Raw genomic sequence first — 14437 nt, forward strand, 5'->3', positions numbered from 1 at the left:
TTGCCAGCGAAGAGGCCAGAACAGGCACTAGAGAGGCAACTGACTATGCACACCTGGATCAACGCCCTGTCCGACCTGCACTCCCGCGGCGAGCCCTGCGTGCTGGTGACCATCATCGAAGAGCGCGGCTCCACCCCGCGCAACGCCGGCTCCAAGATGGTCGTCAGCGCCAGCCAGCTGTTCGACACCATCGGCGGCGGCCACCTGGAATACAAGGCCCTGCACATCGCCCGGCAAATGCTCGCCGAAGGCCGCGAAACCACTCATCTGGAGCGCTTCAGCCTTGGCGCCAGCCTGGGCCAGTGCTGTGGCGGCGCCACCGTGCTGCTGTTCGAGCCCATGGGCGGCGTGCAGGCGCAGATCGCGGTATTCGGCGCAGGCCATGTCGGCCGCGCTCTGGTACCCTTGCTCGCCGCGCTGCCCTGCCGGGTGCGCTGGATCGATTCGCGCGAGCAGGAATTCCCCGCGGTGATCCCCACCGGGGTACGCAGGATCGTCAGCGAAGAACCGGTCGATGAGGTCGACGACCTGCCCGCCGGCAGCTACTGCATCGTCATGACCCACAACCATCAACTGGACCTGGAACTGAGCGCCGCGATTCTCAAGCGCAACGATTTCACCTGGTTCGGCCTGATCGGCTCCAAAACCAAGCGGGTCAAGTTCGAGCATCGCCTGCGCGACCGCGGCTTCACCCCGGAACGCCTGGCACGCATGCGCTGCCCGATGGGCCTGGCCGAGGTCAAGGGCAAGCTGCCGATCGAAATTGCCGTGTCCATCGCCGCCGAGATCATCGCCACCTACAACGCGAATTTCGGCCAGCACAGCGCCTCGGCCAACGCCGAACCCATTGCCCAACTGCTGCCGCCCTCCCGGCGCAGCCAAGCCATTTGACGAGAGCCTTATGAGCGCAACCCGCAAAGCCTACCGTGCCGCCCTGCTGCACAGCCTCGCCGACCCTGCCGATGTCGGCACCCAAGCCTCCCATGAGTATTTCGAAGACGGCCTGCTGGTCGTCGACCAGGGCAAGATCAGCGCCATCGGCCACGCCAGCGAGCTGCTGCCCGGCCTGGACCCCGACATCGAGGTGGTGCAGTACCAGGATGCATTGATCACCCCCGGGTTCATCGACACCCACATCCACTTCCCGCAGACCGGCATGATCGGCTCCTATGGCGAGCAGTTGCTGGACTGGCTCAACACCTACACCTTCCCGTGCGAACGCCAGTTCGAAGACAAGGCCCACGCCGACAAGGTGGCCAGGCTGTTCCTCAAGGAATTGCTGCGCAACGGCACCACCAGCGCACTGGTGTTCGCCAGCGTGCACCCCGCCTCGGTGAACGCCCTGTTCGAGGAAGCCGAGCGCCTGGACCTGCGCCTGATCGCCGGCAAGGTGATGATGGACCGCAATGCGCCGGACTACCTGACTGACACGGCCGAATCCAGCTACGAGGACAGCAAGGCGCTGATCCAGCGCTGGCACGGCAAGGGCCGCCTGCACTACGCAGTGACCCCGCGCTTTGCGCCGACCAGCACGCCTGAACAGCTCGCCCTCGCCGGCCAGTTGCTCAAGGAGTTCCCGGACCTGTACCTGCACACGCACCTGAGCGAGAACCTCAAGGAGATCGAGTGGGTCAAGGAACTGTTCCCCGAGCGCAGCGGCTACCTGGATGTGTATGACCACTTCGAACTGCTGGGCGAGCGCTCGGTGTTCGCCCACGGCGTGCACCTGTGCGACGCCGAGTGCCAGCGCCTGGCCGAGACCGGTTCGGCCGTGGCGTTCTGCCCTACGTCCAACCTGTTCCTGGGCAGTGGCCTGTTCAACCTGCCGCAGGCCGAGCAGCACAAGCTCAAGGTCGGCCTGGGCACCGACGTGGGCGCCGGCACCAGCTTCTCGCTGCTGTACACCCTGAACGAAGCCTACAAGGTCATGCAGTTGCAGGGCGCGCGCCTGAGCCCGTTCAAGTCGTTGTACCTGGCGACCCTGGGCGGGGCACGGGCACTGAACCTGGAGGACCGCATCGGCACCCTGCAACCGGGTACCGACGCCGACTTCATCGTGCTCGACTACAAGGCCACGCCGCTGCTGGATTACCGCATCCAACAGTCCAACAGCATCGAGGAGACGCTGTTCGTGCTGACCACCCTGGGCGACGACCGCACCATTCGCGAGACCTTCGCCGCCGGGCGCAGCGTGCACCAGCGCTAGCGTTACAGGCACAAAAATCGCGGGTCAAGCCCGCTCCCACAGGGCCGTTACTGACCTTGCGGGAGCGGGCTTGACCCGCGATTGCTGGCGACGCGGTATCAGCCCTTGGCCGGCACCGAACTGCCGCGCTTCTTGGTTTGCAGCAGGTGCGAGAACACTGCATGCAGGTCATCCGACGCGCTCTCCTCATCGAGGTTGAGCTTGCTGTCGATATGGTCCATGTGATGCATCATCAGGCTTACCGCCTGGACAGCGTCGCGCGCCTCGATGGCGTCGATCAGTTGCATGTGCTCGTCGTACGAGCAGTGCGAGCGGTTGCCACTCTCATACTGGGCAATGATCAGCGAGGTCTGCGACACCAGGCTGCGCTGGAAGCTGATCAACGGCGCGTTGCCCGCCGCCTCGGCCAGCTTGAGGTGGAACTCGCCGGAGAGGCGAATGCCCGCGCCACGATCACCGCGCGAGAAGCTGTCGCGTTCTTCGCGCACCATCTGGCGCAACTCGTCCAACTGCTCGGCCGTGGCGTGTTCCACCGCCAGCTCGGTGATCGCACGTTCGACCATGCGCCGCGAGAAAAACACCTGGCGCGCCTCTTCGACCGTCGGGCTGGCCACCACCGCGCCACGATTGGGGCGCAGCAGCACCACGCTCTCGTGGGCCAGGCGCGACAAGGCGCGACGAATGATGGTGCGACTGACGCCGAAGATCTCGCCCAGGGCTTCCTCACTCAACTTGGTACCCGGCGCCAGGCGTTGTTCGAGAATGGCTTCGAAAATGTGCGCGTAGACGATGTCGTCCTGGGTGCCGCTGCGACCGGCTTTACCGGTGCGCGTGGGTTTCTTGAGAGGTTGCAGCTGTTCGTTCATGGGCGCTCGAGCACGGAGATCCACCTATCGGACCCTGACTGTAATACCAGCCAATGGGGCGATGGCAAGTCCTGGATAGAAAATTAAACGTTCAAGGTATTGGCGCATTGTACACAGGCGCAGCGATTTCTGCAGGGGACGTTCGCCGTTATAGCCGTGACGACAGTTTAGCTGCACACACTCACAAAAACATTATTTGCATTCTTTGTATACAAACGCATAATCCACCTGCGCAACTTCCTGACCCAAAGGTCAACAAAACGGTCCGGTCGCCCCTGCCGCCCCTTCCCTCGCAGAGCCCCCAGTGAACGTGCAGGACCAGCTCTGAACAACAAGAAAAGACTTGAGGAGTACACGCTGTGGAAAGCCGCAAATCCGAAGCCCCTACGCTGGATCTTGCCCCACCGCTCGAAACGAGCTGGCTGGAGCGGATTTTCAAACTCAAGCACCATGGCACCTCGGTGAAGACCGAAATGATTGCAGGTGTGACCACCTTCATCACCATGGCCTACATCATCTTCGTCAACCCCAACATCATGGCCGACGCCGGCATCGATCACGGCGCGGCATTCGTCGCCACCTGCATCGCCGCTGCCCTGGGCTGCCTGCTGATGGGCCTGTATGCGAACTGGCCGGTGGGCCTGGCGCCGGGCATGGGCCTGAACGCCTTCTTCACCTACACCGTGGTCGGCACCATGGGCTACACCTGGGAAGCCGCGCTGGGCGCGGTGTTCGTGTCGGGCGTGCTGTTCATGCTGCTGACCCTGTCGCGGGTGCGCGAGTGGCTGCTCAACAGCATCCCGCTGAGCCTGCGCCATGCCATGGGCGCGGGTGTCGGCCTGTTCCTCGGGCTGATCGGCCTCAAGACCGCCGGCATCATCGTCGACAGCCCGGCCACCCTGATCAAGCTCGGCTCGCTGCATGAGCCCGGCCCGCTGCTGGCGGCAGTGTGCTTCCTGATGATTGCCGTGCTCAGCTATCGCCGGGTATTCGGCGCGATCCTGATCAGCATCATCGCCGTGACCCTGGCCGGCTGGGGCCTGGGCCTGGTGGAATACGGCGGGGTGTTCTCGCTGCCGCCAAGCCTGGCGCCGACCTGGATGGCCATGGACGTGGCCGGGGTGTTCAACGTGAGCATGATCAGCGTGGTGCTGGCGTTTCTGTTCGTGCACATGTTCGACACCGCCGGCACGCTGATGGGCGTGGCCCAGCGCGCCAACCTGGTGAATGCCGACGGGCGTATCGAGAACCTGTCACGGGCGCTCAAGGCCGACAGCGCCTCGAGCGTGTTCGGTGCGGTGGTGGGTGTGCCGCCGGTGACCAGCTATGTGGAAAGTGCTGCAGGTGTGGCCGCGGGTGGGCGCACGGGGCTCACGGCGGTGGTGGTTGGCCTGCTGTTCGTGGCGGCGATGTTCTTTGCGCCGCTGGCGGGGATGATCCCGGCGTATGCCACGGCAGGCGCACTCATCTATGTGGCGATGCTGATGATGGGCAGCATGGCGCATATCAACTGGGATGAGGCAACCGACAGCATTCCTGCGATTGTCACGGCGATCATGATGCCGCTGACGTTCTCGGTGGCGGACGGGATCGCGCTGGGCTTCATCACCTATGTGGTGCTCAAGGCGGGCACCGGGCGCTACAAGGAAATCTCGGCGAGCCTGTGGGTGCTGTGTGCGATCTTCGTGGCCAAGTTCGTGTTCCTGTAAGCGCTGCGGTGGTTGATAAAGCCTCGCCCCCGGGCGGGGCTTTTTGTTGCCTGTACCGGCCCTTTCGCTGGCAAGCCAGCTCCCACAAGTACAGCGGTGATTCCAGGTTCTGCGCATACCCTGTGGGAGCTGGCTTGCCAGCGAAGAGGCCTGCAGGCACACCCTCGAATTCGAGGCAAAAAAAAGCCCGCCAGTGAGAGCGGGCAAGGACCTACGAAGATTCATCTAGCGACCAACTAGCTTCCGCGATAGGTCGAGTAACTGTACGGCGAGATCAACAGCGGTACGTGGTAGTGATCCTGCTCGGCGCTGATGCCGAACCGCAGCACCACCACGTCGAGAAACGCCGGCTCCGGCAACTGCACACCACGCGCACGGTAGTAATCACCTGCACTGAACTGCAGCTGGTACACCCCACTGCGGTAATCGTCACCCTGCAACAGCGGCGCATCGCAACGGCCATCGCTGTTGGTCAGCACAGTGTTCACCAGCTCCAGCTGCTGGCCTTCGACCCGGTACAACTCGACCTTGATCGAGCTGCCAGGGCAGCCGTGTGCGGCATCCAGTACATGCGTGGTCAAACGTCCCATTGCGCGTGCCTCGTTTCAATCGGTGGGCAAAAATTACCCGCACGGCACCAGAATGAAGCAGGGCAGCGTGCGGCTGTCGGATTATTAAGACACTTTACATTAAAATTGTACACAATAAATCTGACCATTTTGTCAGCACGCTTACGCTGCCGTGTAAATGCGCCATCAGTCGCAAAGCCACGCGACTGGCCGACACGATCCTCATTTACTGACCGATCAGGCAAGTTTCTTGCAACCCTTTTCATTGGCGAAAAGTGGAAGAAAGGCGAAAATACAGGCTTACAAATCGTCAACAAAGTTGTATACAATCACTCCATCGCTGTGGCCGAAGACCTCGATCAGACACCACACCTCCCGTTTTCACGTACAAGAAGGAAGACTGCAGTGAGCGCTGATTATCCTCGCGACCTGATCGGTTACGGCAATACCCCACCCCATCCGCGCTGGCCGGGGAATGCCCGCATCGCCTTGTCTTTCGTGCTCAATTATGAAGAGGGTGGCGAACGCAACATCCTTCACGGGGACAAGGAGTCCGAAGCCTTTCTCTCGGAGATGGTCTCGGCCCAACCGTTGCAGGGCGCCCGCAACATGAGCATGGAATCGCTCTACGAGTATGGCAGCCGCGCCGGCGTATGGCGCCTGCTCAAGCTGTTCGAAGACACCGGCGTGCCCCTGACGGTGTTTGCCGTGGCCATGGCCGCGCAGCGCCACCCTGACGTGATCCGCGCCATGGTCGCCGCCGGCCACGAGATCTGCAGCCACGGCTACCGCTGGATCGACTACCAGTACATGGACGAGGCCCAGGAGCGCGAGCACATGCTCGAGGCCATCCGCATTCTCACCGACCTCACCGGCGAGCGCCCGCTGGGCTGGTACACCGGCCGCACCGGCCCGAACACCCGCCGCCTGGTGATGGAGGAAGGCGGCTTCCTCTACGACAGCGACACCTACGACGACGACCTGCCCTACTGGGAGCCCAACACCCCCACCGGCAAGCCGCACCTGGTGATCCCCTACACCCTGGACACCAACGACATGCGCTTCACCCAGGTGCAGGGTTTCAACTGCGGCGAGCAGTTCTTCCAGTACCTCAAGGACGCTTTCGACGTGCTCTACGCCGAAGGTGCCGAGGCGCCGAAGATGCTTTCCATCGGCCTGCACTGCCGCCTGATCGGGCGCCCGGCGCGCATCGCCGCGCTCAAGCGCTTTGTCGAATACGCCCAGAGCCATGAGCAGGTCTGGTTTGCCCGGCGCGTGGACATCGCCCGCCACTGGCATGCCACCCACCCTTTCCAAGCCGAGAGCGCCCAATGACCGATTTCAACACCCTCAAGCCGTCGACCCTGGACCGCGCCGCCTTCGTCGCCGCCTTCGCCGACATCTACGAGCACTCACCGTGGGTTGCCGAAAAAGCCTACGACCTGGGCCAGTTGCACGAGCTCGACCAGGTCGAAGCCCTGCACCAGCGCATGAGCGACATCCTGCTCAGCGCCGACCACGCCAGCCAGCTGGCCCTGGTCAACGCTCACCCGGACCTCGCCGGCAAGGCTGCGGTCCAGGGCGAACTCACCGAATCGAGCACCAACGAACAGGCCGGCGCCGGCATCCACCAGTGCACCGCCGACGAGTTCGCCCGCTTCACCGAACTCAACGATGCCTACAAGGCCAGGTTCCAGTTCCCGTTCATCATGGCGGTCAAGGGCAGCAACCGGCACCAGATCCTCGCCTCGTTCGAGAAGCGCATCCACAACTCGGTCGACGCCGAGTTCAAGGAAGCCCTGGCGCAGATCAACCTGATTGCCCTGTTCCGCCTGCTGCAGCTGTAACCGGCGCGCCCCTTGCAGGCATCCGCCTGACAGCCAACGCCCTAGCCCCGACAACACATAATTAGAGAACACCCGCATGCGCACACTAGTGATTGAGCCCCTGACCAAAGAAGCCTTCGCCCCTTTCGGTGACGTGATCGAAACCGACGGCAGCGACCACTTCATGATCAACAACGGTTCGACCATGCGCTTCCACAAGCTGGCCACGGTACAAACCGCCCAGCCCGAGGACCACGCCATCATCAGCATCTTCCGCGCCGACGCGCAGGACATGCCGCTGACCGTGCGCATGCTGGAGCGCCATCCGCTGGGCAGCCAGGCCTTCATCCCGCTGCTCGGCAACCCCTTTCTGATCGTGGTCGCGCCCGTTGGCGATGCACCTGTATCGGGTCTTGTCCGTGCCTTTGTCAGTAATGGCAGGCAGGGCATCAATTACCATCGCGGCGTCTGGCACCACCCGGTGCTGACGATCGAAAAGCGGGATGACTTCCTGGTGGTTGATCGCAGTGGTTCCGGCAACAACTGCGACGAACATTTCTTCAATGAGGATGAGCTGCTGATCCTCGCACCCCACCAATAAGAGAAGGCGGGTCACTGGCCTGCGGTGACCGGCAAGAGGTAAAGACTGTGGAAGCACATTTGATGGAATGGCTGAACCTGAGCGTGCGCTGGGTTCACATGATCACTGGCGTGGCCTGGATCGGCGCGTCGTTCTACTTCGTCTGGCTGGAGAACAACCTCAACCGCGCCAACCCGCGCGACGGGCTGTCGGGTGATCTGTGGGCGATTCACGGTGGCGGTATCTACCACCTGGAGAAGTACAAGCTCGCGCCACCGAAAATGCCCGACAACCTGCACTGGTTCAAATGGGAAGCCTACTTCACCTGGATGTCGGGTATTGCCCTGCTGTGCCTGGTGTTCTACTGGAACCCGACCCTCTACCTGCTGGCCCCCGGCAGCACCCTGAGCGGCGGTGAAGGGATCGCCATCGGCGTCGGTTCGCTGATCGCCGGCTGGTTCATCTACGACTTCCTCTGCGATTCGCCCCTGGGCAAGCGCCCCGGCCTGCTGGGCCTGGTGCTGTTCGTGCTGGTCATCGCCGCGTGCTACGGCTTCAGCCAGGTGTTCAGCGGCCGTGGTGCGTACCTGCACACCGGCGCCATCATCGGCACCATCATGGTCGGCAACGTGTTCCGCATCATCATGCCGGCCCAGCGTGCGCTGGTAGCGGCCATCGAGCAGAACAAGACGCCCGACCCGACCCTGCCGGCCAAGGGCCTGCTGCGTTCGCGCCACAACAACTACTTCACCCTGCCGGTGCTGTTCATCATGATCAGCAACCACTTCCCGAGCACCTATGGCAGCCAGTACAACTGGTTGATCCTGGCCGGGATCGCGGTCGCCGCCGTGTTGGTGCGTCACTACTTCAACACCCGCCACGACAGCGCCAAGTACGCCTGGACCCTGCCCGTCGGCGCCCTGGCGATGATCTGCCTGGCCTACGTCACCGGCCCCAAGCCGATGCCGACCGCGCCTGAGCAGGCCGCTGCCAAGGTCCAGTACCAGCCGCTGCCGGAAACCGCACTGGGTGGCAAGACCGCCGCCGAGAAAGCCGCCGAACAGGCCGCCAACCCGGCACCTGCCCCGGCCGCCGAAGCCGCCCCGGCGACCGCCTCGGTCAGCGAAGGCAACTTCGACAAGATCCACAGCGTCATCCAGGAACGCTGCACCGTGTGCCATTCGGCCAAGCCGACCAGCCCGCTGTTCAGCGCAGCCCCGGCCGGCGTGATGCTCGATACCCCGCAACAGATCCAGCAACTGGCCCCGCGCATTCAGGCGCAGGCCGTTGCCAGCCAGATCATGCCCCTGGGCAACATCACCCAGATGACCCAGCAGGAACGTGAACTGATTGGCGCATGGATCGCCAAAGGCGCTCCAACCCACTGATGCACCCGGGTGGCCCGCAAGGGCCACCCAACGGCGCCTGCCTGTCGCCGCGCACATAAGACGAACAATAAAAACAAAACTCGAGGTGCTGCATGTCCGAGTCACGCAAGGCGTACATCCCCGTTGCGCCGCCACGACAGCCACTGCCCCTGCTGCAACTGATCCTGGTGGGTTTGCAACATGTACTGCTGATGTACGGAGGCGCCATTGCGGTGCCGCTGATCATCGGACAGGCCGCCGGGCTCTCTCGTGAAGAAATCGCATTCCTGATCAATGCCGATCTGCTGGTTGCCGGTGTCGCCACCGTGGTCCAGTCGCTCGGCATTGGCGCACTCGGCATCCGTATGCCGGTGATGATGGGCGCCAGCTTCGCTGCCGTCGGCAGCATGGTGGCCATGGCCGGCATGCCCGGCGTGGGCCTGCAGGGGATCTTCGGCGCAACCATCGCCGCCGGCTTCTTCGGCATGCTGATCGCGCCGTTCATGTCCAAGGTGGTGCGCTTCTTTCCACCCCTGGTCACCGGCACGGTGATTACCTCGATCGGCCTCTCGCTGTTCCCGGTAGCGGTCAACTGGGCCGGCGGCGGCGCTGCAGCCGCGCCGTTCGGCTCACCGATCTACCTGGTGGTCGCTGGCCTGGTACTGGCCACCATCCTGCTGATCAACCGCTTCATGCGTGGCTTCTGGGTGAATGTCTCGGTGCTGATCGGCATGGGCCTGGGCTACATCATTGCCGGCGCCATCGGCATGGTCGACCTCAGCGGCCTGGCCGAAGCGCCGTGGGTGCAAGTAGTCACCCCGCTGCACTTCGGCATGCCCACCTTCAGCCTCGCACCGATCCTGTCGATGTGCCTGGTGGTGGTGATCATCTTCGTCGAGTCCACCGGCATGCTCCTGGCGCTGGGCAAGGTCACCGAACGTGAAGTCACCCCAGGCATGCTGCGTCGTGGCCTGTTCTGGGATGCCGGCGCTTCGTTCGTGGCGGGCTTCTTCAACACCTTCACCCACTCCTCGTTCGCGCAGAACATCGGCCTGGTGCAGATGACCGGCGTGCGCTGCCGGTATGTCACGGTGGTCGCGGGCCTGTTCCTGATCCTGCTCAGCCTGCTGCCCAAGGCGGCCTTCCTGATCGCCTCGATTCCACCGGCAGTACTGGGCGGCGCCTCGATCGCGATGTTCGGCATGGTCGCGGCCACCGGCATCAAGATCCTGCAGGAGGCCGATATCGGCGACCGGCGCAACCAGCTGCTGGTGGCGGTGAGCGTCGGCATGGGGCTGATCCCGGTGGTACGCCCGGAGTTCTTCGCACAGATGCCGCAATGGATGGAACCGATCACCCACAGCGGGATTGCCATGGCCACGGTCAGCGCGCTGGTACTGAACGTGCTGTTCAACGTACTGGGTGGCGCAGAGCGCGCGGCACACAACGACACCGTGCACCAGCATTGATTCACGGGCGGCGCCTGCCGCCCTGACACCCCGAGCATCACGCACGACCGTCGGCCCCTGGGAGTGGGCCGGCCGGGGCGCGCTTGCGCCGAAAAAACCGCAATCCAACAATAACAACAGTCGGGAATCACAACATGAAACGCATCACCTCTTCCCTCCTGCTGGGCAGCAGCCTGCTGGCCACGCTTCCAGCGGTAGCGGGGGACCTGCTGCTCTGGCAGACCAACAGCCTGACCTATCTGTACGGCAAAGACTTCCAGGTCAACCCGCGGATCCAGCAGACGGTGACCTTCGAGCACGCCGACAAATGGAAGTACGGCGACAATTTCCTGTTCGTCGACAAGATCTTCTACAACGGCGCAACCGACCGCAACAAAGGCAACAACACCTACTACAGCGAGATCAGCCCACGCCTGTCGTTCGGCAAGATCTTCGACCAGAAGCTTGCGTTCGGGCCGATCAAGGACGTGCTGCTGGCCATGACCTACGAGACCGGCGAAGGCGACAACGAGGCCTACCTGATCGGCCCTGGCTTCGACCTGGCGGTGCCCGGCTTCAACTACTTCACCTTGAACTTCTACCAGCGCAACACCGAAGGCAGCCGCCCCGGCGACCGCGTGTGGCAGATCACCCCGGCCTTTTCCTACACCATTCCCCTGGGCAAGTCCGACCTGCTCATCGATGGCTACATGGACTGGGTGGTGGACAACGACGAGAGCAGGCGCGGTACCTACCACGCCAACCTGCACTTCAACCCGCAGGTCAAGTATGACCTGGGCAAGGCACTGAACCTCGGTGCCAAGCAGTTGTACGTGGGTTTCGAGTACAGCTATTGGAAGGACAAATACGGGATTGAGGACAGCGACAGCTTCAAGACCAACCAGAGTGTGGCCAGTGCGCTGATCAAGGTTCACTTCTAAAACCTGATCAAACGCACAGTTTTTGCCGTACCCGCTCCATAACGGAGCACTTGAGGGACAGCGCGCAAGCCAGTAATCTGCGCGCCCCCTCGCTCAGGGCAGGAATTTTCCTGCCCGCGTTTACTGACCGCTCAGTCAATGAATTCGGGCGATTGGTAAGTGTATTGCCAACCTGACTCACCCTTGTTCAGCTGTTCAGAAAGACGTCGAGCAGGATTGTTGCGCCAAGCCGCCAAGGTTGGCTCAGCTCTTGCCAACTAGCTGTGGCCAATCGAAAAAAAACTGACTCGAAAGACAATAAATTGAACTCAACGGCACCACTGCCGAGTGCCGACATCAATCAAGGGAGCAACCACGCGATGCGTATTACCAACAGCCTGATTCTTGCCGGCGGCCTGCTGGCGGCCAGTACCGCCATGGCCGGTGACCTGCTGCAATGGCAGAACAACAGCCTGACCTACCTGTATGGCAAGGACTTCACGGTCAACCCCGAGATTCAGCAGACCTTCACCTTCGAGCACGCCGATGGCTGGAAGTACGGCGACAACTTCCTGTTCGTCGACAAGATCTTCTACAACGGCAAGAAAGACAGCAACGCCGGCCCGAACACCTACTACGGCGAGTTCAGCCCGCGCCTGTCGTTCGGCAAGATCTTCGACCAGAAGCTGGAGTTCGGCCCGATCAAGGACGTGCTGCTGGCCATGACCTACGAATTTGGCGAGGGGGACAACGAGTCGTACCTGATCGGCCCGGGCTTTGACCTGGCGATCCCCGGCTTCGACTACTTCCAGCTGAACTTCTACCAGCGCAACACCGAAGGCAGCCGTGCGGGCGACAATGTATGGCAGATCACCCCGGTGTGGTCCTACACCATCCCGGTGGGCAAATCCGACATCCTGATCGACGGTTTCATGGACTGGGTGGTGGACAACGACGAGACCAAGCGTCGCGGCACCTACCATTCCAACCTGCACTTCAACCCGCAGATCAAGTATGACCTGGGCAAGGCGTTGAGCCTGGGCGAGAAGCAGCTGTACGTGGGTATCGAATACGACTATTGGAAGGACAAGTACGGCATCAAGGACACCGATGCGTTCGACACCGACCAGAACACCGCGAGCCTGCTGGTCAAAGTGCACTTCTGACCTGATGGCCTCTTCGCTGGCAAGCCAGCCGCCACAGGGTTTTGTGAACGTTGCAAAATCTTGTGGGAGCTGGCTTGCCAGCGAAGCGCTTGATCAGCCTTTGATGGCCTTCCACAGCTTGCCCACGGCGGCGACCACCGCCAGCACCGCCGCCCCTGCCACGATCCCCACACCCGCATTGAGCAGGTTCGTCGTCAGCGCCCCGCCGCGCCCTTCACCGAAGGCCTCGATGGCGTGATGCAGCGGCGCGATGCCGTGCACCAGAATCCCGCCACCCACCAGAAACATCGCCGCCGTACCGATCACCGACAGCGCCTTCATCATGTATGGCGCAGCGTGCAGGATACCGTTGCCGATGGCCTTGGCCGCACTGGAAGCCTTCTGCGTCAGCCACAGCCCCAGGTCGTCGAGCTTGACGATACCCGCCACCAGCCCGTACACGCCGATGGTCATCACGATCGCGATGCCCGACAGCACGATGATCTGCTGGGTCAGCGGTGCATCCGCCACCGTGCCCAGGGTGATGGCGATGATCTCGGCCGACAGGATGAAGTCGGTGCGCACCGCGCCCTTGATCTTGTCTTTCTCGAACGCCACCAGGTCGACCGCCGGGTTGGCTACGGCCTCGGTCAATGCCGCATGCCCGGCCTTGTCCTCTTCGGCGCTGTGCAGGAACTTGTGCGCCAGCTTCTCGAAACCCTCGAAGCACAGGTACGCGCCGCCGATCATCAGCAGCGGGGTCACCGCCCAGGGGATGAACGCACTGATCAGCAACGCGGCCGGCACCAGGATCAGCTTGTTCAGGAACGAGCCCTTGGCCACCGCCCACACCACCGGGATCTCTCGCTCGGCGCGCACGCCGGTGACCTGCTGGGCATTGAGCGCCAGGTCGTCACCGAGTACACCGGCAGTCTTCTTTGCCGCAACCTTGGTCATTACCGAGACATCGTCGAGTACCGTGGCGATGTCGTCGATCAGTACCAGCAAACTGCTTGCTGCCATGCTTCATATTCCGCTGAGGGGTAAAGGTGCCAAGCTTAGCCTGTTGGCGGGCAAAAGGGGCGACCTTGAGCGCCGCGCAAACCCGGTGCTACCATGCGCAACCGCCTGCCCAGGCCTGTTGCCGCACGCGGCCAGATACAAGGAACAGCGCCACCATGAGCAGCATTCGCGAGCGCAACAAAGAACTGATCCTGCGCGCGGCCAGCGAGGAGTTCGCCGACAAGGGCTTCGCCGCCACCAAGACCAGCGACATCGCGGCCAAGGCCGGCCTGCCCAAGCCCAACGTCTACTACTACTTCAAGTCCAAGGAAAACCTCTACCGCGAGGTGCTCGAGAGCATCATCGAGCCGATCATGCAGGCGTCCACCCCGTTCAATGCCGAGGGTGAACCGCAGGAGGTGCTCAGTGCCTATATTCGTTCGAAGGTGCGCATTTCGCGGGACTTGCCCTTCGCTTCCAAGGTATTTGCCAGCGAGATCATGCACGGCGCGCCACACTTGAGCGCCAACCAGGTCGAGCAGTTGAATGGCCAGGCGCGTCACAATATCGCGTGCATCCAGGGCTGGATTGATCGCGGGCTGATCGCGCCGGTCGACCCGCACCACCTGATGTTCAGCATCTGGGCGGCGACCCAGACCTATGCCGACTTCGACTGGCAGATCTCGGTGGTGACCGGCAAGGCCAAGCTGGAAGACAGCGATTACGAAGCGGCGACGCAGACCATCATCCGGCTGGTGTTGAAGGGGTGTGCGCCGGACTGATACCGCGTCGCCTTCTT

General features: G+C 62.5%; 14 protein-coding genes. 11 read left to right on the forward strand and 3 right to left on the reverse strand.

What is annotated here, in order from left to right; translation table 11 throughout:
- Positions 1-45 precede the first annotated feature (45 nt).
- Together xdhC and guaD are read left to right on the forward strand one after the other, a co-directional pair.
- Positions 46-891, forward strand: a complete 846-nt coding sequence (gene xdhC, locus KUO17_RS21600) for a xanthine dehydrogenase accessory protein XdhC (RefSeq protein WP_217977562.1) — start codon at positions 46-48, stop codon at positions 889-891.
- Between the two features lie 10 nt (positions 892-901).
- Positions 902-2206, forward strand: a complete 1305-nt coding sequence (gene guaD, locus KUO17_RS21605) for a guanine deaminase (protein WP_217977570.1) — start codon at positions 902-904, stop codon at positions 2204-2206.
- A 98-nt stretch (positions 2207-2304) separates the two neighbouring features.
- Here the strand turns inward: guaD and KUO17_RS21610 are convergent, their stop codons facing one another.
- Positions 2305-3072, reverse strand: coding sequence for a GntR family transcriptional regulator (locus KUO17_RS21610; RefSeq protein WP_217977571.1), 768 nt, complete (start codon positions 3070-3072; stop codon positions 2305-2307).
- Positions 3073-3431: 359 nt separating this feature from the next.
- On the opposite strand from KUO17_RS21610, the gene KUO17_RS21615 reads away from it, so the two are divergent.
- Positions 3432-4781 carry an NCS2 family permease gene (locus KUO17_RS21615; RefSeq protein ID WP_217977572.1) on the forward strand — a complete coding sequence of 450 codons (1350 nt, stop codon included), beginning with the start codon at positions 3432-3434 and terminating at the stop codon, positions 4779-4781.
- A 236-nt stretch (positions 4782-5017) separates the two neighbouring features.
- Here the strand turns inward: KUO17_RS21615 and uraH are convergent, their stop codons facing one another.
- Entirely contained in the window at positions 5018-5371 is a 354-nt protein-coding gene (gene uraH, locus KUO17_RS21620) for a hydroxyisourate hydrolase (protein WP_217977573.1), read from the reverse strand.
- Positions 5372-5755: 384 nt separating this feature from the next.
- On the opposite strand from uraH, the gene puuE reads away from it, so the two are divergent.
- The 7 genes from puuE to KUO17_RS21655 all read left to right on the forward strand — a co-directional run bounded on the left by puuE (position 5756) and on the right by KUO17_RS21655 (position 12657).
- Positions 5756-6685: an allantoinase PuuE gene (gene puuE / locus KUO17_RS21625; RefSeq protein WP_217977574.1), complete on the forward strand. Its 930-nt coding sequence runs from the start codon at positions 5756-5758 to the stop codon at positions 6683-6685.
- Positions 6682-7197: a 2-oxo-4-hydroxy-4-carboxy-5-ureidoimidazoline decarboxylase gene (gene uraD, locus KUO17_RS21630; protein WP_217977581.1), complete on the forward strand. Its 516-nt coding sequence runs from the start codon at positions 6682-6684 to the stop codon at positions 7195-7197. Before puuE ends, uraD begins: the two co-directional genes overlap by 4 nt.
- A 76-nt stretch (positions 7198-7273) precedes the next feature.
- A complete protein-coding gene (locus KUO17_RS21635; protein WP_217977583.1) occupies positions 7274-7777 on the forward strand; it encodes an ureidoglycolate lyase in 504 nt (167 codons plus the stop codon).
- Between the two features lie 47 nt (positions 7778-7824).
- Entirely contained in the window at positions 7825-9144 is a 1320-nt protein-coding gene (locus tag KUO17_RS21640) for a urate hydroxylase PuuD (RefSeq protein WP_217977585.1), read from the forward strand.
- 92 nt (positions 9145-9236) lie between these two features.
- A complete protein-coding gene (locus KUO17_RS21645) occupies positions 9237-10592 on the forward strand; it encodes a nucleobase:cation symporter-2 family protein (protein ID WP_217977587.1) in 1356 nt (451 codons plus the stop codon).
- A 134-nt stretch (positions 10593-10726) separates the two neighbouring features.
- Entirely contained in the window at positions 10727-11512 is a 786-nt protein-coding gene (locus KUO17_RS21650; RefSeq protein WP_217977590.1) for an outer membrane protein OmpK, read from the forward strand.
- Positions 11513-11871: 359 nt separating this feature from the next.
- The gene (locus tag KUO17_RS21655) at positions 11872-12657 is read left to right on the forward strand and encodes an outer membrane protein OmpK (RefSeq protein WP_217977591.1); all 786 of its coding nucleotides are present in this window, start codon (positions 11872-11874) and stop codon (positions 12655-12657) included.
- Between the two features lie 93 nt (positions 12658-12750).
- Here the strand turns inward: KUO17_RS21655 and KUO17_RS21660 are convergent, their stop codons facing one another.
- Positions 12751-13659 carry a DUF808 domain-containing protein gene (locus tag KUO17_RS21660; RefSeq protein WP_217977592.1) on the reverse strand — a complete coding sequence of 303 codons (909 nt, stop codon included), beginning with the start codon at positions 13657-13659 and terminating at the stop codon, positions 12751-12753.
- 155 nt (positions 13660-13814) lie between these two features.
- Here KUO17_RS21660 and KUO17_RS21665 point away from each other — a divergent pair, with 155 nt between their 5' ends.
- Complete coding sequence (locus tag KUO17_RS21665; protein ID WP_217977593.1) at positions 13815-14420, forward strand: TetR/AcrR family transcriptional regulator; 606 nt, start codon at positions 13815-13817, stop codon at positions 14418-14420.
- Positions 14421-14437 lie beyond the last annotated feature (17 nt).

This window comes from Pseudomonas aegrilactucae (genome assembly GCF_019168305.1).
In the GTDB taxonomy this organism is placed as follows: Bacteria; Pseudomonadota; Gammaproteobacteria; order Pseudomonadales; family Pseudomonadaceae; genus Aquipseudomonas; species Aquipseudomonas aegrilactucae.

What these genes read in the sequence shown, in the direction of transcription:
- guaD (WP_217977570.1), top strand. Translation starts at nt 902, where the DNA reads ATGAGCGCAACCCGCAAAGCCTACCGTGCCGCCCTGCTGCACAGCCTC.
- KUO17_RS21610 (WP_217977571.1), bottom strand. Translation starts at nt 3,072, where the DNA reads ATGAACGAACAGCTGCAACCTCTCAAGAAACCCACGCGCACCGGTAAA.
- KUO17_RS21650 (WP_217977590.1), top strand. Translation starts at nt 10,727, where the DNA reads ATGAAACGCATCACCTCTTCCCTCCTGCTGGGCAGCAGCCTGCTGGCC.
- uraH (WP_217977573.1), bottom strand. Translation starts at nt 5,371, where the DNA reads ATGGGACGTTTGACCACGCATGTACTGGATGCCGCACACGGCTGCCCT.
- KUO17_RS21645 (WP_217977587.1), top strand. Translation starts at nt 9,237, where the DNA reads ATGTCCGAGTCACGCAAGGCGTACATCCCCGTTGCGCCGCCACGACAG.
- KUO17_RS21635 (WP_217977583.1), top strand. Translation starts at nt 7,274, where the DNA reads ATGCGCACACTAGTGATTGAGCCCCTGACCAAAGAAGCCTTCGCCCCT.
- KUO17_RS21655 (WP_217977591.1), top strand. Translation starts at nt 11,872, where the DNA reads ATGCGTATTACCAACAGCCTGATTCTTGCCGGCGGCCTGCTGGCGGCC.
- uraD (WP_217977581.1), top strand. Translation starts at nt 6,682, where the DNA reads ATGACCGATTTCAACACCCTCAAGCCGTCGACCCTGGACCGCGCCGCC.
- KUO17_RS21665 (WP_217977593.1), top strand. Translation starts at nt 13,815, where the DNA reads ATGAGCAGCATTCGCGAGCGCAACAAAGAACTGATCCTGCGCGCGGCC.
- xdhC (WP_217977562.1), top strand. Translation starts at nt 46, where the DNA reads ATGCACACCTGGATCAACGCCCTGTCCGACCTGCACTCCCGCGGCGAG.
- KUO17_RS21660 (WP_217977592.1), bottom strand. Translation starts at nt 13,659, where the DNA reads ATGGCAGCAAGCAGTTTGCTGGTACTGATCGACGACATCGCCACGGTA.